This is a genomic window from Mesorhizobium sp. M7A.T.Ca.US.000.02.2.1 (assembly GCF_003996995.1).
Classification (GTDB): Bacteria; Pseudomonadota; Alphaproteobacteria; order Rhizobiales; family Rhizobiaceae; genus Mesorhizobium.
In genome coordinates, this window is record NZ_RZTT01000071.1 from 1 (window position 1) to 19478 (window position 19478).

22 protein-coding genes and 2 pseudogenes are annotated in these 19478 nt (G+C 64.2%); 16 read left to right on the plus strand and 8 right to left on the minus strand.

The features are described from left to right. Positions 1–499: pseudogene (locus tag EOD15_RS09515) on the minus strand (AAA family ATPase); the annotation flags it as partial. Next, a complete protein-coding gene (locus tag EOD15_RS09520; RefSeq protein ID WP_127318432.1) occupies positions 500–1198 on the minus strand; it encodes a GNAT family N-acetyltransferase in 699 nt (232 codons plus the stop codon). 169 nt (positions 1199–1367) lie between these two features. Between EOD15_RS09520 and EOD15_RS09525 the strand changes: the two genes are divergently transcribed. From EOD15_RS09525 to EOD15_RS09540, 4 genes are read left to right on the plus strand one after another with little or no spacing between them, the layout of a single operon-like run. Further along, the gene (locus EOD15_RS09525; protein ID WP_164761570.1) at positions 1368–2663 is read left to right on the plus strand and encodes an ArgE/DapE family deacylase; all 1296 of its coding nucleotides are present in this window, start codon (positions 1368–1370) and stop codon (positions 2661–2663) included. Then, the gene (locus EOD15_RS09530; RefSeq protein ID WP_127318436.1) at positions 2660–3718 is read left to right on the plus strand and encodes a phosphotransferase; all 1059 of its coding nucleotides are present in this window, start codon (positions 2660–2662) and stop codon (positions 3716–3718) included. The genes EOD15_RS09525 and EOD15_RS09530 overlap by 4 nt, the downstream gene beginning before the upstream one ends. Continuing rightward, entirely contained in the window at positions 3719–5029 is a 1311-nt protein-coding gene (locus tag EOD15_RS09535) for an aspartate aminotransferase family protein (protein WP_164761571.1), read from the plus strand. Between the two features lie 13 nt (positions 5030–5042). Then, positions 5043–5699 carry a GntR family transcriptional regulator gene (locus EOD15_RS09540; RefSeq protein ID WP_127318438.1) on the plus strand — a complete coding sequence of 219 codons (657 nt, stop codon included), beginning with the start codon at positions 5043–5045 and terminating at the stop codon, positions 5697–5699. A gap of 8 nt (positions 5700–5707) precedes the next feature. On the opposite strand, the gene EOD15_RS09545 is transcribed toward EOD15_RS09540, so the two are convergent. The 5 genes from EOD15_RS09545 to EOD15_RS09565 are packed head-to-tail and all read right to left on the minus strand — an operon-like array spanning position 5708 to position 10437. Further along, the gene (locus tag EOD15_RS09545; RefSeq protein ID WP_127318440.1) at positions 5708–7012 is read right to left on the minus strand and encodes an FAD-dependent oxidoreductase; all 1305 of its coding nucleotides are present in this window, start codon (positions 7010–7012) and stop codon (positions 5708–5710) included. Further along, entirely contained in the window at positions 7009–7992 is a 984-nt protein-coding gene (locus EOD15_RS09550) for a branched-chain amino acid ABC transporter permease (protein ID WP_164761574.1), read from the minus strand. The genes EOD15_RS09545 and EOD15_RS09550 overlap by 4 nt, the downstream gene beginning before the upstream one ends. Beyond that, positions 7989–8897 (minus strand): branched-chain amino acid ABC transporter permease, encoded by a 909-nt coding sequence (locus tag EOD15_RS09555; RefSeq protein WP_127318443.1) that lies wholly within the window; start codon positions 8895–8897, stop codon positions 7989–7991. The genes EOD15_RS09550 and EOD15_RS09555 overlap by 4 nt, the downstream gene beginning before the upstream one ends. Continuing rightward, complete coding sequence (locus EOD15_RS09560; protein WP_127318445.1) at positions 8894–9643, minus strand: ABC transporter ATP-binding protein; 750 nt, start codon at positions 9641–9643, stop codon at positions 8894–8896. The genes EOD15_RS09555 and EOD15_RS09560 overlap by 4 nt, the downstream gene beginning before the upstream one ends. Beyond that, on the minus strand, positions 9640–10437 hold the full coding sequence (locus EOD15_RS09565; protein ID WP_127408442.1) for an ABC transporter ATP-binding protein: 798 nt from the start codon (positions 10435–10437) through the stop codon (positions 9640–9642). Before EOD15_RS09565 ends, EOD15_RS09560 begins: the two co-directional genes overlap by 4 nt. Before the next feature lie 125 nt (positions 10438–10562). Here EOD15_RS09565 and EOD15_RS09570 point away from each other — a divergent pair, with 125 nt between their 5' ends. The 7 genes and pseudogenes from EOD15_RS09570 to EOD15_RS09600 form a co-directional block, all read left to right on the plus strand. Then, positions 10563–11297, plus strand: a complete 735-nt coding sequence (locus EOD15_RS09570; RefSeq protein ID WP_127270675.1) for a GntR family transcriptional regulator — start codon at positions 10563–10565, stop codon at positions 11295–11297. Continuing rightward, the gene (locus EOD15_RS09575; RefSeq protein WP_127318449.1) at positions 11294–11776 is read left to right on the plus strand and encodes a DUF3830 family protein; all 483 of its coding nucleotides are present in this window, start codon (positions 11294–11296) and stop codon (positions 11774–11776) included. Before EOD15_RS09570 ends, EOD15_RS09575 begins: the two co-directional genes overlap by 4 nt. After that, entirely contained in the window at positions 11777–12130 is a 354-nt protein-coding gene (locus EOD15_RS09580) for a TIGR04076 family protein (protein WP_127270671.1), read from the plus strand. Then, entirely contained in the window at positions 12127–13182 is a 1056-nt protein-coding gene (locus EOD15_RS09585) for an aldo/keto reductase (protein ID WP_127318451.1), read from the plus strand. The genes EOD15_RS09580 and EOD15_RS09585 overlap by 4 nt, the downstream gene beginning before the upstream one ends. Next, positions 13179–13607 carry a hypothetical protein gene (locus EOD15_RS09590; protein WP_127318453.1) on the plus strand — a complete coding sequence of 143 codons (429 nt, stop codon included), beginning with the start codon at positions 13179–13181 and terminating at the stop codon, positions 13605–13607. The genes EOD15_RS09585 and EOD15_RS09590 overlap by 4 nt, the downstream gene beginning before the upstream one ends. Positions 13608–13655: 48 nt before the next feature. Continuing rightward, positions 13656–14915: an ABC transporter substrate-binding protein gene (locus EOD15_RS09595; RefSeq protein ID WP_127318455.1), complete on the plus strand. Its 1260-nt coding sequence runs from the start codon at positions 13656–13658 to the stop codon at positions 14913–14915. Positions 14916–15032: 117 nt separating this feature from the next. Next, positions 15033–15206 (plus strand): annotated as a pseudogene (locus EOD15_RS09600) (FAD-linked oxidase C-terminal domain-containing protein); the annotation flags it as partial. A gap of 22 nt (positions 15207–15228) precedes the next feature. Here the strand turns inward: EOD15_RS09600 and pcaQ are convergent. Beyond that, positions 15229–16146, minus strand: a complete 918-nt coding sequence (pcaQ, locus tag EOD15_RS09605; RefSeq protein WP_127266585.1) for a pca operon transcription factor PcaQ — start codon at positions 16144–16146, stop codon at positions 15229–15231. Positions 16147–16238: 92 nt separating this feature from the next. Between pcaQ and pcaD the strand changes: the two genes are divergently transcribed. The 5 genes from pcaD to EOD15_RS09630 form a co-directional block, all read left to right on the plus strand. Beyond that, positions 16239–17048 carry a 3-oxoadipate enol-lactonase gene (gene pcaD / locus EOD15_RS09610; protein WP_127318457.1) on the plus strand — a complete coding sequence of 270 codons (810 nt, stop codon included), beginning with the start codon at positions 16239–16241 and terminating at the stop codon, positions 17046–17048. Then, the gene (pcaC, locus tag EOD15_RS09615) at positions 17041–17448 is read left to right on the plus strand and encodes a 4-carboxymuconolactone decarboxylase (RefSeq protein WP_127318459.1); all 408 of its coding nucleotides are present in this window, start codon (positions 17041–17043) and stop codon (positions 17446–17448) included. The genes pcaD and pcaC overlap by 8 nt, the downstream gene beginning before the upstream one ends. Continuing rightward, positions 17438–18193, plus strand: a complete 756-nt coding sequence (pcaH, locus tag EOD15_RS09620; RefSeq protein WP_127318461.1) for a protocatechuate 3,4-dioxygenase subunit beta — start codon at positions 17438–17440, stop codon at positions 18191–18193. Before pcaC ends, pcaH begins: the two co-directional genes overlap by 11 nt. Further along, entirely contained in the window at positions 18193–18807 is a 615-nt protein-coding gene (gene pcaG, locus EOD15_RS09625; RefSeq protein ID WP_127318463.1) for a protocatechuate 3,4-dioxygenase subunit alpha, read from the plus strand. The genes pcaH and pcaG overlap by 1 nt, the downstream gene beginning before the upstream one ends. 19 nt (positions 18808–18826) lie before the next feature. Beyond that, a partial coding sequence (locus tag EOD15_RS09630; protein ID WP_245463623.1) for a lyase family protein occupies positions 18827–19478 on the plus strand: 652 nt, incomplete at its 3' end.

The window sequence follows — 19478 nt, forward strand, 5'->3', positions numbered from 1 at the left end:
GGCTGGGCGAGCCGATGACGAAGGCGACGTTTGCCGGCGCCTGCCGGGTCAGGCGCTCCATGAACCGCTTCACCGCCGGCGCCTCGATGGCGTGGTAATCGTCGAAGAACAGGGTGATGTCGGCCTGGCGCGCCGCCAGACCCGCCACAAGTGCCGAGAGCACGACATCGAGCTGGGGGATCGGGCTCGACTGGAAGGCAAGATCGAGTTCCGCCGGACTCTGGACCAGTTGGCGCAGCGCGCCCACCAGATGCGACAGGAAGGCGCCCTCGTCATTGTCCGTCGCTTCGCAGGACAGCCATGCGGTCAGCCGGCCGTGGCGCGCGACTTCCGTGGCCCATTGCGACATCGTCGTCGATTTGCCGAAGCCGGCCGGCGCGGCGAACAGCACGATGCGCGTGTCGATATGGCGCTCCAGCGTCGACAGGATGGTCTCGCGGCGAACCCATCGGCGATGGTGCGGCGACGCTTGGCTGACGGATTGCGGGGCTGTTCTCATCTAGGTCCGCGCAACTTGTCGCTTTTCCGGGGAAAGCGCGGCTCCCTTGCCATTGCTCCACTCCGTTTCGATCAGCGGAATCTGCGGTGCGGCATCGCGCGGCAAGGTTCCCTTGATCCGGGGATCGTCGACGATCTCAAATCCGGTCGCGAACGGCACGAACCCGCAGGCACTGTAGAACCCGATGACACTGTGATGATCGAAGCTGCTTGTATGCAGCCAGATGCGGCTCGGGTTGAGACACCATGCGAGGCCCAGTGCCCCGGCCATCAGCCGTTTGCCGAAACCCCTGCCGGTCAGGGACGGGAACAGGCCAAAATAGATGATCTCGATCTCGCTGCTGTCGGCGACGAAGAATTCGACCATACCGAGATGGGCGCCGGTCTCGTCATGGCCGTAGTAGAGATGCTGGCGCGGGTCGGCGAAATGCTCGGTGATTTCGGCATCGGACATTCCGGAAACACGGTCCCAAAGCCAGGGCGCGCCGATCTCGAGGAAGATCGCCCGATAGGAAGCGCAGTCGGGCGTCGTGATCCGTGTCATGGCCAAGGGGTGCGCGAGATCGGGCTGCGGCGAGCGCGCCTCCATCCACGTCACCGCATTGGCAAGCTTGCCCGCCGGCAGGCGATGGTAGCCAATGGCGAGATCGGTGATTTCGGCCGGCATCGTGTCTTCGGTGATCAACGCATTCCCCGTCATGTCTTCCAGAGATAGCAGTATCGGCTTGCTGCATCCGATGCCAACTCCCCAAGACCATGGCAGCATCGAACGGCAAACCCTGGACTGAAAGTTTGGCGCGTATGCCTCTTGCATTTCACAGGAATGGCATATGAGATATGATACACCATTCAGAAGAAAGTGAAATATGATGCCTGAGCGGATTGCGGACGAGGCCATTCTGAGCGCGGTCGATGACGGCTTCGCGCGGCAGGTAGCGTTTCTGCAAGACCTCGTGCGTTTTCCTTCGCAGCGTGGCGAGGAACATGCCGCACAATCGTTCATGGCGGCTGCCTTTGAGGCTGACGGCTATGCCGTCGACATGTGGCGCGTCGATGTCGATGCGATTCGCGACCTGCCGGGTTTTTCACCCGTGGCAGTTTCTTATGACGACGCCTTCAATGTCGTTGCCACGCATACGCCGCGAAACGCGACCGGCCGCTCGCTGATCCTCAACGGCCATATCGATGTCGTGCCGACCGGACCGTTCGACCGCTGGGTGCGCGATCCCTACGACCCGGTGATCGAGGATGGCTGGATGCATGGCCGTGGCGCCGGCGACATGAAGGCCGGCCTGTCCGCCTGCCTCTATGCGCTGGCCGCATTGCGCAGCCTTGGCTATCAGCCGGCCGCGAACGTGTATCTCCAGTCGGTGGTCGAGGAAGAATGCACCGGCAATGGCGCGCTTGCCTGCCTGCAGCGCGGCTACCGCGCCGACGCCGCCTTCATTCCCGAACCGCTGGAGCCGAGGCTGATGCGGGCGCAGGTCGGGCCGATCTGGTTCCGGGTCGAGGTCGACGGCGACCCGCAGCATGCGTCGGGTGCATTTTCGGCCGGGGCCAATGCCATCGAAAAGGCATTTGTCATCATCCAGGCGCTGAAGCAACTCGAAATCGTCTGGAATGCGCGCAAGGTCGACGACAAGCATTTCCGTGATCACCCGCACCCGATCCGCTTCAATCTCGGCAAGATCGAAGGGGGCGAATGGACATCGAGCGTTCCGGCGCGATGTGTCTTCGAGATGCGCGTCGCCACCTATCCCGGCCAGAGTCTCGAAGACGCGAGAGCCGAGCTCGAGGCCTGTATCGCCGAAGCGGCGCGTGCCGATCCGTTCCTGGCCAATCGTCCGCCGAGCCTCACCTACAACGGCTTCATGGCCGAAGGCTATGTGCTGGAGGGTGCCGACGAGATGGAAGCCGTGCTGCGCCGCAGCCACACCGCCGTCTGGGGCGAGCCGCTGACGGAGCACGTCACCTCGGCGACCACCGATGCGCGCTTCTTCGGCCTCTATGCCGACACGCCGGCGATCGTCTATGGCCCGATCTGCCGCATGCCGCATGGTTATGACGAGGCGGTCGATCTCGACTCGGTGCGCAAGGTCACCCAGACCATCGCGCTGTTCATCGCCGACTGGTGCGGGCTTGAACCTATCGAGGCTAAGCCATGAATGCGGCCGTCCCCGATGCGTTCGGCGAAACACTCGCCGAGGACGCGCCTGATGTTTCGGCGGCCGAAGCGCTCGCCATCCTGCGCCGGTACTATGGGCTGACCGGCACCGCGCGTCCGCTGCCTGGCGAACGCGACCACAATTTCCACATCCAGGCCGACGGCGAGCGTGAGTTCGTTCTAAAGATCTCCCATCCGGCGGAAGAGGCCGGCTTCACCGATTTCCAGAACAAGGCGCTCGACCACATCCTTGCAGTCGACCCCACCTTGCCGGTTCCCTCGGTGCGCAAAAGCCTTGAAGGCGAGCCGCAATTTGCGGCCAGTGTTGGTGGATCGGCGCCGCGCATCATCCGGCTGGTGACTTATCTGCCCGGTCAGCTGCTGTCGCGCTCGCCGACTTCCGATGCGCAGGATCGCAATCTCGGCGTCTTCCTGGCCCGCCTTGGCCGGGCGCTGCGCGGTTTCTTCCACCCGGCCGCCGGCAGCGACCTGCTCTGGGATATCCGTAAGGTCGCCAAGACGCGGCCGATGATGGCGCATATCAGTGACGTTGGCCGGCGGGCGATGGTCGAGCGCGCGATCGACTCCTTCGAGCAGCATGCGGCGCCGGTCATCCCGACCCTGCGCGCGCAGATCGTCCACAACGACATGAACTCCTACAATGTGGTGATGGACGCGTCGCGGCCGGAGGTCGTCAGCGGCATCCTCGATTTCGGCGACATGATCCATTCGCCGCTGATCTGCGACCTCGCCATCGGCGCCGTCTACCGCTGGCCGGCACAAGGCCATCCGCTGGCACCGGCAGCACGCTTTGTCGCCGGCTATCAATCGGTTCAGCCGCTGGAGGAGGACGAGGTCGGCATTCTCTGCGATCTGATCCGTGCCCGGCTTGCGCTCATCGTCAACATCGCCAGTTGGCAGGCCGACCGCTTCCCGGCCAAGCGCGACTATGTGCTGCGCCTCGCCACCGAGGTCTGGGCCTCGCTTGAAAAGCTGGATGGTCTGTCATCCACCGATGCCCGCCGCTATTTTCTCGACAATTCCAATCCGGAGTAAATGCTCGTGTCCCAGTCCTCGCCATATCCTCCAAATGCCGACGCGGCTGCATCGGAGCGCGCGCTGCTCGAGCGCCGCGCCAGGCTGCTCGGGCCGACTTACCGCGCCTTCTACCGCAACCCGATCCATCTGGTGCGTGGCAGCGGTGTGTGGCTCTACGATGCCCAGGGTCGCAGATTCCTCGACGGCTACAACAACGTCGCCTCGGTCGGACACTGCCATCCGCGTGTCGTCGAGGCGCTGTCGGCGCAGGCCGTCACGCTCAACACCCACACACGCTATCTCAGCGAGATCATCCTCGACTACGCGGAGAAACTCCTCGGCACCGTTCCGGCCCATCTCGGCCATGCCATGTTCACCTGCACCGGCAGCGAGGCCAACGACCTCGCCATCCGCATCGCCCAGCATTCCAGCGGCGGCACCGGGGTGATCATCACCGACTTCGCCTATCACGGCGCCACCATCGCGACGGCGCAGCTGTCGCCGGCGGCGGTCGGGGCAAAGGGCGTGCCCGCGCAGCACCGCACCGTGGCGGCGCCGGACACGTTCCGAGACCATGGCAAGGCCTCACGCGATTTCGCCAGAAATGTCGCTGCCGCCATCGAAGGTATGCGCGCAAAAAACATCCGGCCGGCCGCATTGCTTCTCGATTCAGCCTTTTCCAGCGATGGCATCTTCTTTCCGGATGCGGCGGTGATGCGCGAGGCGGCCGACCATGTAAAAAAGGCCGGCGGCATCGTCATTGCCGATGAGGTCCAGTCTGGCTTCGGCCGGCTCGGCCAGGGCATGTGGGGCTTCGCCAATTATGGGATAGAGCCCGATATCGTCACGATGGGCAAGCCGATCGGCGACGGGCATCCGATGGGCGCCGTGCTGGTGCGGCCGCAGCTTGTCGCCTCCTTCGGCTCGAACACCGGTTATTTCAACACTTTTGGCGGCAATCCGGTCGCTGCCGCCGTCGGCCTCGCCGTTCTGGAGGTGATCGAAGGTGAAGGACTGATCGAGAATGCGCGCAATGTCGGCGCCTATACGGCTGAGCTGCTGCGCGCCCTGCAGAGCCGGCATGGCGCGGTCGCCGATATCAGGCACAACGGCCTCTATTTCGGTGTCGAGCTGACGGCGGACGGTGACGAGGCGCTGGCCGCCACCAAGACATCGGCGGTCGTCGAAGCCATGCGCGAGGACGGCGTGCTGATCTCGTCCTGCGGTCCGCGCGGCAATGTGCTGAAGATCAGGCCGCCACTGCCGTTTGCCAGGGACAATGCCGAGCAACTGGCCGAGACGCTCGATCGCGCGCTGTCGAACTGGTGATCGGGCCGATCGCATGCTGAAGCTCGAACATCAAACCCTGAATGACCGCGCTTATGGCGCGCTCAAGCAGGAGTTGATTTCAGGCGGCTTCAGCCCGGGGCAGACGCTGGTTATACGCAAGCTCGCCGAGACGTTCGGCATCTCGACCACGCCAATCCGCGAGGCGCTGCAGCGGCTTGTCGCCGAGCGACTGCTCGAGATGCAGAACAACCGCTCGGTCATCGTGCCGTTGCTGTCCGCGCCTGCCTTCGAGGAACTGACGCGCATCCGTATCGCCGTCGAGGGACTGGCGGGCGAGATGGCGGCGACCAGGATGAGCGAAAGCGGGCTGGCTGACATACAGGCGACGCTCGCCGGCATGCAGCGTGCCATCGAGGCCGGTGACGCCCGGGCCTATCTCTCGTTGAACGAAGCGTTCCACTTTGCCATCTACCAGCAGGCCGGCGCGCCGATCCTTTTGAACATGATCCGCGACCTCTGGGGGCGGGTTGGGCCCTATCTCAAGCTGCTGATGCAGGCCGATCGCTACATCCCGCACTCCAACGACGCGCATCGCAAGATCGTCGCCGCACTGGAGCAGCGCAGCGGCCCCACTGTGCGGGTCTTCATAGAAGAGGACATCGCGATGGCGGCCGCCGTGCTGTCGGCAAACCTTGACGCTGCCAGGTAGCCGTCGGCCTAGCTCGTCCCGTCCAGCCGGTCGCGCAGCATGCTCCAGCCGAGCAGCATGTTGGGCGCGTGCCGCAGCAAGGCATGGAACGGGATCGGCGCCGGCGGCGCAAAGGGCAGCGGCAGGTCGCGGGCCTCGGTTCCAGAGGCCCAGTCCGCCAGCACCTTGCCCATCGCCGTGGTCATGGCGATGCCGCGGCCGTTGCAGGCGCGTCCGGCGATCAGGCCCGGACCGAGGTCGATCAGGTGCGGCAGGAAATCCGGTTCAACCGCTGCCATTCCCGACCAGCTGTAGGCAAGCGGCGGCAGATCGGGCAGACCGAGATGCCGCCCAAGCCTTCGCCAGATCGTCTGTGGTACGCGCGTATCAGCACCAGCGCCAAGGATGTTCATGCCGCCGCTGATCAACCGGTTTTCGGCGTCGACGCGGAAAGTGAACAGATTGCGCCTGGTGTCGCCGACACCTTGCCCGCCGGGCAGCAACCGGCTGCGGACTTCATGAGGCAGTGGCGCTGTCGCTATCTGGAAAACCTTGAGCGGGAAATAGGTTCGCTGCAATGACGGATTGAGGGACCAGCCATAGGCGTTGGTGGCGATCAGCACCTTTGCGGCGCGCACCGATCCCGCCGGCGTTTTCAGCACCCAGCCATCGGCTATGCGATCAACCGAGGCGACGCGCGTCTGCTCGAAGATCTTCGCGCCGGCCTTCTCCGCCGCATCGGCGAGCCCGCGCGCATAGGCGACTGGATTGAGCACGCCGCCGGAACGATCCATCCAGCCGCCGACATAGCCTGGCACGCCCGTCAGGGCTTCGATTTCCGGCCGATCCAATGTGACGGTCGGCCGGCCACGCTGTGCCCATTGCCCGGCACGTGATTTGACCTTCTCGAAGGCGGTAGGCGAATGCGCAGGCTGGATCCATCCGTTCTGCACGGCGTCGCAGTCGATGCCGTGCTGCCGGATCAGGCGGAAGACCAGGTCGGCGCTGCCGGCGGCGAAATCGATCAGCCTTTCGCCGCGCGACGGTCCGAGATGGGCCAGTATGTCGACCGGGTCCATCTTGGCGAAGTTCGGCACGACAAAGCCCGCATTCCTGCCGGTCGCACCCCAGGCGATGAATTCGGCTTCGAGAACGGCGACGGAAAGGCCTTTGCCTGCCGCATGCAGCGCGGTGGAAAGACCGGAAAAGCCACCGCCGACGATGGCCAGGTCGACAGCGAGCCCGCTCTGCAGCGCCGGCCGCTCGCGGCGGTTGCGGCTGACGGCATGCCACAGCGAAGCGCCATGCGTTTCCCGCCGAACCGTGGCATTCATGACGGCGAAATGCTCTTGGCCGTCGCCACCTTCGCCCGCTTACCTAACCAGGACCGCCGCGGCCTGTCGCCGAACAGGCCGTTCGGCCGGATCAGAAGGATGACGCAGAGCATGACGCCGATGGCGGCGATCTGAAGCGCGGCGGCGCGAGCCTGCTGTTCCGGCGGGAACAGGATGCTGGTCAGCGTGCCCGATCCGGCCCATATCGCCCACACCAGGATGCTGCCGATGACGGCGCCGAGATTGCTGCCCGAGCCGCCGACGATCAGCATCACCCAGACCTGGAAGGTCAGGATCGGCAAATAATTGTCCGGCGCGATGAAGCCGGTGAAATGCGCCTGCAGCGCGCCCGCCAGCGCCATGATCGCGCCGCCGACGGCAAAGGCCTGGACGCGATAGAAACGCGCGCTCTTGCCGAGTGAGATCGCTGCCCGTTCATCCTCGCGCAGCGCCTTCAAAACCCGCCCCCATGGGCTGCGCGACAGATGCTCCAAGGCGAGATAGGCGATCAGCGTGACGACCGAGACCACGGCAAGGTTGGACAGGTTGAACAGCAACGGCGTCTCGGCAAGGCTGCCGAAGGGGCGCGGGATAAAACCGATGCCGAATGGGCCGCCCGTCAGCTTCTGCGCATTGAGTGCGACCAACTGCACGACGACGGCGACGCCGAAGGTGGTGATCGCCAGATAGTCGGATTTCAGCCGCAGCGTTGCCATGCCGGTAAGCGCTGCAGCGATGCCGCCGACGACCATGGCGCCCGCCCAGCCGACAAGGATCGGGAGGCCGAAGCCGCCCAGCCGCGCGGCATCGTCCGGTGTGGTCAGCAGCGCCGATGTGTAGGCGCCGATGGCGACGAAGCCGGCGAGGCCGACATTGAACAGCCCGGTCAGGCCCCACTGCAAATTGAGCCCTAGCGTGACCAGCGAGAAGATCAGCGCTGTGGTCAGGAAGAAGGCGCCGTAGCCGAGCAGGTCCATCAGCGTTCCCTCACACCAAACAGGCCGATCGGCCGCACGAACAGCACCGCCATCAGGAGGATGAAGGAAACGGCGGCGCGCCACTCGGCGCCGATCAACTGCACCGCACCAGCCTCGGCGAGCCCGATGATCAGGCCGCCGAGCACCGCACCGGGAATGCTGCCGATGCCGCCGAGAATGGCGGCGGCGAACATCGGCAGCAGCATGTCGAAGCCCATGAACGGGCGGATCTGCACCAGAATGCCGATCATCACGCCGGCCACGCAGGCGAGAGCGCCGCCGATGACCCAGGTGACGCGCACCACGCTGGCGACATCGATGCCGACGATGCGGGCCAGTGCCGCGTTCTGGCTCAAGGCCTGCATCGAGCGGCCGGTTTGCGTGCGCGTCATCAACAGATGCACGCCGAGCACCAGCACCGCGGTCAGCAGCAAAAGCGCGATCTGGTCGGGCGTGATGCGGATGCCGAAGCCCACCGGCATGGCGATCTGGATCGCGCGGCTGAAATAGGTCGGCCGCGAGGTGAAGGTGAATTCGAGCAGGCTTCTCAGCGCCATCGAGGCGCCGAAGCTCGCCATCACCACGATGATCGCCTGGCCTTGCGAGCGAAGCCGCGAAAACAGCACCTTGTCGAGTAGCAACGCCAAGAGCGCGGTGAAGGCCATGCCGATAACGAGCGCAACAATGAGCGGCCAGCCGAAGGACAGCGGTGCGATCGGCGCCACCTTGCCGACTGTCGCGCCGATGGCGCTGACGACGGCCAGCGTCGCATAGGTGCCCCATGCCATGAAGTCGCCATGGGCGAAGTTCGAGAAGCGCAGGATCGAATAGGTGAGCGTCACGCCGATGGCGCCGAGGCCGATCATCGAACCCGTCAGCAATCCGTCGACGACAAATTGCAGGCTCATGCCGTGCCTCCTTTCCCTGCCTGAGATGGGCGCTGGCCAAGGTAGAGTTCGGCGACCACCGGATCGTTCCACAGTTCGGATGCGATGCCCTGGTGCCGGTCCTTGCCCTCGACCAGCACATAGGCGCGGTCGCCGATGGCGAGCGCCGCCTTGGCATTCTGCTCGACCAAAAGGATGGTGACGCCGGACTTGCGGATGTTTGCCAGCATCTCGAACACCATCGAGACGAATTTCGGCGACAGGCCGGCCGACGGCTCGTCCAGAACCAGCACTTTGGGGTGGACGATCAGCGCTCGCGCGACGGCCAGCATCTGCCGCTGTCCGCCCGACAAATTGCCGGCGGCGGTGCGGCGCTGGCGGACGAGGTCCGGGAAGGCGGCATACATCTCCTCGATGCGGGCAGGGATTTCGCGCCGCTCGAGGATGCCGCAGGCAACCCTGAGATTATCCTCGACCGACATCAACTGAAAGATGTTTTCGGTCTGCGGCACGAAGGCCAGTCCAAGCCGCACCATGGTGTGGGCAGGCGCAGCGGTGATGTCCTTGCCGTCCAGAAACACCGTGCCACCGGTGATCGGGACGAGGCCGGCGATCGCCTTGATGAAGCTCGACTTGCCGGCGCCGTTGGGGCCCAGCACGACGACGATCTCGCCTTTTTTGACAGTGATCGAGGCGCCGCGCACGATCGGCACGCCGGGCTCGTAACCGGCTTCGAGGTCGCGGACATCGAGGACGATCTCGCTCATGCCGCGCCTCCGAGATAGGCCTCGATGACACGTGGGTCGCGAGCGACTTCTTCGGCCGTGCCTTCACTGAGCAGCTGGCCGCTCGCCATGACGAGAACGCGATGGCAAAGCCGCGTCACCATGTCGATATTGTGCTCGATGAGCAGGAAGGTGATGCTGCGCGCGTTGATGTCGCGGATGCGGTCGATGATGACTTCGAGCAGCGTCGCGTTGACCCCGGCGGCCGGTTCGTCGAGCAGGATGATCGCCGGATCGGCCATCATCACGCGGGCGAGTTCGAGCAGCTTGCGCTGGCCGCCGGAAAGCACGCGCGCCGGCTCATGCGCGAGGTGGGTGAGGGTGACCAGTTCCAGCAGTTCGAGCGCCTTTGTCCTGGCGGCTCTTTCCTGCGCGGCGACGCGCCATGGCGTCACGAAATTGGCGAGCAGCTTTTCGCCCGCCTGGGCCTGTGCCGCCAGCATGATGTTTTCGATCAACGTCAGATTGGGCAGTGGGCGCGAGATCTGAAACGTGCGGCCAGGGCCACGGCCGATACGCAGATGTGCGGCTGCGCCCGAGACAGGCGTGCCGTTGAGCAGGATCTCGCCGCTGGTCGGCAGGATGCTGCCGGCGAGCAGGTCGAACATCGTCGTCTTGCCGGCGCCGTTGGGGCCGATCAGGCCGAGGATTTCACCCGCTTTGACCTCAAACGAGACGTCGTTGACAGCGACAAGGCCGCCGAACCGCCTGACGACATTCCTTGCCGTCAGAACCGGGGCGCGGGTTTCCCCTTGCCGTTTGCTTGCCTCGCTCATCAAACCCTCTGGCCGAAGACGATCGTTGCCGCCTCCGATTATGATTTGTGATCACACTTGCTTTGATCACGCTATTCGGCTTTAATTTCATCCGCAAGCCGAAAACCGGCCAAGAACGGAATTCCATGCAAAAGGCTGCCATCGAAAAGAACAACGAGGCGATCGCTGCCCAGCTTGCGCCAGTCGGCCGCGAAACTGTGCAGGACCGCGTCTACTCGGAATTGCGCCGCGCCCTGATCGGCGGCCTGTTCGAGCCGAGCCAGGTGCTGACCATCCGTGGCCTAGCTGACGCCTTGGTCACCTCGACCATGCCGGTGCGCGAGGCGCTCGGCAGGCTGATCACGGAAAAGGCGCTGGAGGCGCTGCCCAACCGTTCGGTGCGTGTGCCGCCGATCACATTGGAACGGCTGGATGATCTCTTGCGTGCCCGCATCCTGATCGAGGGCGAAGCGATCGCGCTGGCCGCCGCCCGCATGGGTCCGCGTCAGATCGCCACCATCGAAACCATTCTCGGCGAATGGGACGAGATGCGGGCGCTGAAACACAAGAAGGACGTCGATCGCGAAGTGACGCTCAACCAGAGCTTTCATTTCGAGATCTACCGCTCCTGCGGCTCGGCCGTGCTGATCCCGATGATCGAGAGCCTGTGGCTGCAATCGGGGCCCTGCATCCGCGTCGCTATCTATGCCTTCTCGGAGGCCGGCGAAGTCGACACCGCCCAGTATCACCGCCGCATCGTCATGGCGCTGTCCACGCAGGATGCGCAGGCGGCGCGCGAATCGCTTGTCGCCGACATCAGCCGCCCCTTCACCTTCCTGCGCAGCAAGCTGCAGGCCGCCGCCGCGAAAGACCAGACATGACCGCCATCAGGATCACCGAGCCGCGCTCGCAGCTTTCCGTCACGGCGCTGCTGCTGCCCGAGAAGGCACCGGAAAACGCTGCCTTCCTCTCGGCCTATCTCGGCACGCCACGTGTCGTCCCTGGCATCCATGCGATGTGGACGGGGCCGGAAATCTCCTGTCCGGTTCCCGCGGCCGATCTCGAGGGCCAGGCCTATGCGAAACCGTTGCCGGCCGAGAACGCGACGCTGACGCCGCAGCCGGGCGACATCGTGCTTTCCTACGTGCCGCCACGCATGTGGGGCGGCAATCCCAATGCGATCTTCGACATCGGCCTCTACTACGGGCAGGGCGCGCGGCTCTTGTTCCCGATCGGCTGGTTGGCCGGCAGCGTGGTGGCGCAAGTGCGCGTCGAAGAGCGTGACCGGTACGCCGCCGCTTGCGGTGTCATCCGCCGCAACGGCGCCTGCGATGTTACCTTCAGCCTGATGGAGGCCTGAATGGCCGACGACAGTTTCGAGCTGTTCGATCTTCGCGTCGAGGCGGTCATCCCGGAGGGCAAGCCGATCTATTGCGGCGCCAAGGAAGGCGACTATTTCGAACTTAAGGGCGAGATGCTGTCGATGCCGGCAGGGCAGGGTTTTTCGATCTATTCGCTCGCCGCCGTCTTGCCTCTGCTGGCGGCCAAGCAGCGCCCAACCCACCCGAACGACTGGATGACCTCGGACGCGGAGATCGCTTGTCCCGATCCCAATTGCGCCAGCCGGCTGAGGATCGTCAGGATGGCCAAGCGGCGGTTCAGCCACGCCGAGACCACGGCGGTGCCGCTGCCGAAGGAGGATGACCTGAGATGAGTGCCAAGACCTTCGAACTCGGCCCCGGCTACACCATCTCGCGCGTCATTCGCGGCGGCTGGCAGCTGGCCGGCGGCCACGGCGCCATCGACCGCAGCCAAGCGGTGGCCGATCTGATCGTCACGTTCGATGCCGGCATCTGGACCTATGACTGCGCCGACATCTACACTGGTGTTGAGGAACTGATCGGTGCCGCGCGCCTGCGGCTGGCCAGCGAGCGCGGCCTCGACGTTGCCGCCCGGATGAAGGTGCACACCAAGCTGGTGCCCGACCTCGAACGGCTGGCCAGCATCAGCCGCGACTACATCAGGAGCATCGTCGACCAGTCATTGCGGCGGCTGAAGACCGAGCGGCTCGATCTCGTGCAGTTCCACTGGTGGGATTATGACCAGCCTCGCTATGTGGATGCGATGGGCTGGCTCGACGAGCTTCGGCTTGAAGGCAAGGTGCGCAATCTCGGCACCACCAATTTCGACACGCCGCGCCTGGCTGAAATCCTTGCCGCCGGCATACCGCTGGTCAGTCAACAGCTGCAATATTCGGTGCTCGACCAGCGGCCTGGCAACAGCTTGGCGAACCTCGCCGCCAAACACGGCGTCAGCTTCCTCTGCTATGGCTCGGTGGCCGGCGGCTTTCTCAGCGACAAATGGCTCGGCGTGGCCGAACCGGCCACGCCGCTCGAAAACCGCTCGCTGGTGAAATACAAGCTGATCATCGACGATTTCGGCGGCTGGGGCCTTTTCCAGCACCTGCTTCAGGCGCTGAAGGCCGTTGGCGACCGCCACGGCGTCGACATCGCCACCATCGCCAGCGCCTGGGTGCTGGAGCAGCCGCAAGTGGCGGCCGTCATCGTCGGCGCCCGCAACCAGGCGCATGCGCTGGCCAATGCAAAGATCATGGACGTTGCGCTCGACGCCGAGGACCGGGCGCGGATTGCCGCCGTCATCGCGCAAGGCACCGGTCTTGAGGGCGACGTCTACACGCTGGAGCGCGACCGTCACGGCCGTCACGGCTCGATCATGCACTACAACCTCAATGCGGGGAAGAAATGAGCGGCGAGCCCTCCCTGTTTTCACGCGCCAGCGCCGAAATCATCGACCTGCACCGCTTCTTCGTCGACTGGTTCGTCGCTGCGCGCGCCAACACGGTGGACTTCGGCCGCTTCGAACGCGCCATGGGCGAAGACCTCAGCATGGTGGCGCCGGACGGGCAGATCCTCGGCCGTGAAGCGGTCGTCGACCATGTCCGCTCAAGCCGCGCTTCCTGCGACGATGGTTTTGCCATTTCGATCGAGGACATCCGGCCCGGCTGGCAGGACGCCGATACCATCGTTGTCCTCTATGTCGAAGCGCAGCTGCGCGCAGGCAAGCACAGCCGTCGCCAGTCGAGCGCCGTCTTCACCACCAGTTCATCGGCGCCCAACGGCGTCGAATGGCGACATCTGCATGAAACCTGGCTGCAGGTGCCGGAACGCTGAACAGGCTCCAGAATTCAAATACAGTCGAGTAATGAAAGGGGAACAACAATGACAAAGACGATACTCCAGCTCACCACCGCGCTCGCTCTCGTCACGATGGCGGGTGCTGCGCAAGCCGCCGATTGCAAGATCACCGTCGGCCTCGTCATGGAGCTGACCGGCCCGGCCGGCGAATACGGCCAGGCCGGCGCCAAGTCGGTCGAGATGGCCTTCCGCGACCTCAACGAAGCCGGTGGCGTACGCGGCTGCGATCTCGTCACCGACACGCGCGACAGCCAGAGCCAGGGCAACATAGCCGTCGACGCAGCCACCCAGCTGGTCCAGGTCAAGAAGGTGCCGGTCATCATCGGCGGCATCATCTCCTCGGTGTCGATCCCGATCCTGACCTCGGTGACGGCACCAGCCAAGATCGTCCAGGTCTCGCCGGCTTCGTCCTCGCCGACGCTGACCGCGCTCGGCCGCGACGGCAAGACCAACGGTATCTTCTTCCGCACCATCACCTCGGATGCGCTGCAGGGCGTTGCCGCCGCCAAATACGCCATCGACAAGGGTTTCAAGAAGCTGTCGATCATCCATGTCAACAACGATTTCGGCGTCAACATGGTGGCCGAATTCTCGCGCGCCTACAAAGCGCTCGGCGGCACCATCGTCTCCGACACGCCTTACAATGAAAAGCAGTCGAGCTATGCCTCGGAAGTCACGGCGGCGATGGCCGGCGAACCGGACGGCCTCTATCTCGTCAGCACGCCGGTCGACGGCGCTACGGTCGCCCGTACCTGGATCTCGCAGGGCGGCGTGCAGAAATTCCTGCTCAATGACGGCATGAACAGCCCTGATTTCATCGAGTCCGTCGGCGCCGACTATCTGAAGGAAGCCTACGGCACGTCGTCGGGCACCAGCCCGACGGCCTCGACGGAGTATTTCACCAAGAACTACAAGGAATTCTCCGGCATCGAACCGACCAATCCGGCGGCCGACCGCTCCTATGACGCCGGCGCGATTGTTGGTCTGGCCATCGCCATTGCCGGTTCTGAGGACCCGGCCAAGATCAAGGATGCCATGTACAAGGCCGTCGATCCGGCCGGCACGCCGATCTTTGCCGGCAAGGAAGAGTTCGCCAAGGCGCTCGGCCTGATCAAGGACGGCAAGCCGATCCGCTATGAAGGTGTCATCGGCCCTGTCGCCTTCGACAAATATGGCGACATCACCGGCCCGTTCCGCCTGTGGAAGATCGTCGACGGCAAGGTGGCAACGGACGGTGAAATGACCACCGACGATGTCAACGCGCTGCAAGCCAAGCTTCAGTAAGACAACTCTCCGGTATCGATCACGATCCGTCGTGATCGATACAGGACGATTGTCCTGTTTTACATTGCCGACGGACACGGACGACGTCGCTTTGCGTGGACGAGCGTTTGCCCGGCAGGCGGCGTTTCGGCCGAGCATGGCATCGGCCTCGACAAGAAGAAGTGGCTGCATCTGGTCCGCAGCGACGCCGAGATCGCCACGATGCGGCGGCTGAACGCAGCGCTTGACCCGAGAAACATCCTCAATCCGGGACGGGTCTTCGACCTCGACCCGACTGCCTTCTGCCGATGACGATCCCGCACAGCCTGACGCATCAGCCGCTTTGCCTTGCCGCTTCGCGGATGGTCTGCAGCAGGATGGAGAAGGCCGGCGAGGGGGCCGTGTCGGTGCGCATGGTCAGGCCGACCGGTCCCTTGGTTTCCTCGGTGTTGACCGGCAAGGCGACGAAGGCGCCACTGCCGAGTTCGTTGGCAACGACGCCAGCCGAAATGATCCAGACGGCATTGCTCTGCCGCAGGAAGGCGCGGCCGAAGGAGTCTGAGACGGTTTCGATCTCGGTTGCCGGCGCCGTCATGCCGTTGGTGATGAACAGGCGGTCGACGAAGGGGCGGATGACCGATTCCCGCGTCGGCATCAGCATCGGGAATTCGTCGAGCCGTGCGAACACATCCTGTCCCGGATCAAGCAGCGGATGTCCGGCTCGCACCACGAACAGCACCGGTTCAGAATAGAGGTGCTCGAAGAAGAAGCCGGTCATGTTTTCCGGCGCCGCCAGCCTTCCGACGACGAGATCGAGCGCTCCGGTGCGCAACTGTTCGAGCAGCACGGCGTTCTCGCCGGTGACGATCTTGATCGCCGCACCTGTGTCCTCCTCGAGGAACAGGCCCATGGCGAGCGGTATCACCCGCGCCGACACTGTCGGCAGCGCACCGATGCGGATCGGGTGCCGGCTGACCGCTCCGTCCTGGCGGACGGAATCGACGCCTTGCTTGAGTGCCGTGATCGCCGTTCCGGCATGGCGAAGAAAGATCTCGCCGATGCGCGTCAGTCGGATGCCGCGGCCGTCGCGCTCGACCACCGCAACCCCCAGCGCCCCTTCCAGCTCGCGCAATGTCTTGGTCACTGCCGGCGGGCTGACATGCAGCAAGTCAGCCGCTCGTGCCACGCTTCCCTGCCGCGCGACCTCCAGGAATGCCTGCAAATGGCGGAACCGGATCCGGCTCTCGGACATGAATTGATAACCCATGAGTTAATGAAACGACGCAAAATATCATTTTACCGAACCAAACGCCTTGTGCAATGTGGACGCGGAGGACCAAAACCGTGCCATTCGCCACCATTGGCGGCATCACGCTGCACCATCGCCACGTCAAGACGACCGGCAATGCGCGTCCGATCATATTCATCAATTCGCTCGGCACCGACTTCCGGATCTGGGACGAAATTGTCTCGGCGCTCGATGGTGAAATCCCGCTGCTGGTCTATGACAAGCGCGGCCATGGGCTGTCCGACATCGGCGACATTAGGTCGATCGACGATCATGTCGATGATCTCTCGGCCCTCATCGATCATTTCGAATTGAGCAAAGTCGTGCTGTGCGGCCTGTCGGTCGGCGGCATGATCGCGCAGGGGCTCTATGCCAGGCGACCTGAAATCGTCGAAGGCCTGATCCTTTGCGACACGGCGCACAAGATCGGCACGACGGACAGCTGGAACACACGCATCGCAACGGTCGAAAGCAAGGGCATCCAGGCGATTGCCGATGGCGTGCTCAAAATGTGGTTCACCCCCGCCTTCCACGCGGCGCGTGTGGCCGAGCTCGACGGCTATAGGAACATGATGACCAGGCAAGCGCTCGCCGGTTACATCGGGACCTGCGCTGCCGTTCGCGATGCCGATTTCACCGATGCCGCACGCCGCATCGCGGTGCCGACACTCTGTGTCGCCGGCGACCAGGATGGCTCGACGCCGCCCGATCTCGTCCGCTCGCTGGCCGAGCTGATCCCCGGCGCGCGCTTCGAGATCATCCGCGACGCCGGACACATTCCTTGCGTCGAACAACCCGAAGCGCTGGTCGCCCTGATCCGCAGTTTTATCGCGTCGCTTGCCCCTGGAGCAGAAACCCATGGATGAAGTCCCCGGCGACGCAGCCAGATATCGCAAGGGGCTCGCGGTGCGGCGCTCTGTGCTCGGCGACCGACATGTCGACCGGGCCGAAATTGCCGCCACCGATTTCGACCAGCCTTTCCAGGAGCTGATCACCGAGGCTGCCTGGGGAACCGTGTGGGCGCGGCCGGGCTTCACCAAGCGTGAGCGTTCGATCGTCACGCTGGCGCTGCTGGCCGCACTCGGCCATGATGAGGAGATCGCCATGCATGTGCGCGCCACCGCCAACACCGGTGCGTCGCGCGACGACATCTGCGAGGCGTTCCTGCATGTCGCCATCTATGCCGGCGTGCCGGCCGCCAACCGTGCCTTCAAGATCGCCAAGGAGGTGTTTTCGGAAATGGACGGGAGCCAGAATGCCCGCTGAGTCCGGCTCGACCCGGAGGCCCGAGACCGGCGCCTTCTTCCAGCGCGACCGGACATGGCATCCGCCGGCTCTGACGCCGAACTATAAAACCTCGGTGCTGCGCTCACCGCAAAAGGCGCCGCTGTCGTTCGACAACACGCTATCGGAGATTGCAGGCCCGGTCTTCGGTCACGCCATGCTCGGCGAACTCGACGCCGACCTGATCCACAATTTCGCCAGACCCGGCGAGAGCGCGCTCGGTGAGCGCATCCTCGTCTATGGGCGGGTGCTCGACGAACGCGGCGTTGGCGTGCCCGGCGCGCTGCTTGAGTTCTGGCAGGCCAATGCCGGTGGCCGCTATCGCCATAAGAGGGATGGCTATCTGGCGCCACTCGATCCGAATTTTGGCGGTTGTGGCCGAACTATTACAGGCGAGGATGGCTTCTATGCGTTTCGTACCGTCAAGCCCGGTCCCTATCCCTGGCCGAACGGGCCGAACGACTGGCGGCCTTCGCACATCCATTTCTCTGTCTTTGGTCACGGCTTTGCGCAGCGGCTGATCACGCAGATGTATTTCGAGGGCGATCCGCTGATCTGGCACTGCCCGATCGTGCGCGGCATCCCCGACAAGGCGGCCATTGAGACGCTGATCGCAACGCTCGACATGCAAGCGACGATCCCCTTCGACGCGCGCGCCTACAAGTTCGACATCGTTCTGCGCGGGCGCCGCGCGTCGCGGTTCGAAAACAGGCTGGAGGGCAATTGATGGCCCAGTCGCTCGACCGGCTCAGGGAGAGCCCCTCGCAGACCGCCGGACCGTACGTTCATATCGGGCTGACGCCCAATTTCGGTGGCATCGGCTGCGTCTACCCGACCGACCTCGGCGCGACCATGGTCAACGACAAGACCAAGGGCGAGCGCATCGGCCTGCGCATCCGGGTGCTCGACGGCACCGGCACGCCGCTCAAGGATGCGCTGATCGAGATCTGGCAGGCGGATGCCGACGGGCTCTACAATTCGCCGGCAGAACCGCGCGGCACGGCCGATCCCAACTTCTTCGGCTGGGGCCGTTGCCCGACCGACATGGACACCGGCCTGTGTGCGTTCGAGACGATCAAGCCTGGCCGCGTCCCGTTCAACGATGGTCGCCTGATGGCGCCGCATATCACGCTCTGGATCGTCGCCCGCGGCATCAATCTCGGCCTGCACACAAGACTGTATTTTTCCGATGAGGAAAAGGCCAATGCTGAAGATCCGATCCTTGCGCGGGTCGAGCACCGCCTTCGCGTGCCGACGCTGATCGCCGAGCGCCAAGGCGATATGTATGTCTTCGACGTCCATCTCCAGGGGGAGAAGGAAACGGTCTTCTTCGATAGCTGATGCTCAGGAGGCCTGTGACATGACTGTATCGCCTTTCGACCATCCGCTGCTCTCCGCTCTTCTCGGCGACGAAGAAGCGGCGAGGCATTTTTCCGTCGAGGCGGAAATCGAGGCCATGCTGGCCTTTGAACAGGCGCTGTCGCAAGCGGAGGCCGATAACGGGATAATCTCCAAGCATGCGGGGGCAGCGATCGTGGCGGCGCTTGGCACCTTCCGGCCGAATACGGCTCTGCTGCGAGCCGGGGTCGCCAAAGACGGCGTCATGGTGCCGGAACTGGTGCGCCAGATCAGGGCGGCGGTTGGCGAACCGCATGCCCAGAAAGTGCATTTCGGTGCGACCAGCCAGGATGTCATCGACACCGGCCTGATGCTTCGGCTCAAATCCGTCGTCGAGCATCTCGATCTGTTGTTGACCGAAACAGTCATGCGGCTCGTCTCGCTCCAAGAGCGCTTTGGGAGCAGGGCGCTGACCGGCATGACGCGTATGCAGAAGGCGATTCAGATCAAAGTGCAGGATCGTGTGGCAGCGTGGCAGGGGCCGCTGCAACGGCATCAGGAAAGGCTGCCGGAACAGTCGAGACGCTTGCTGGTGGTGCAGTTCGGCGGTGCCGCCGGCACACTGGAAAAACTAGGCGACAAAGGGAAAGCGGTGCGCGCAGCCCTAGCCCTGT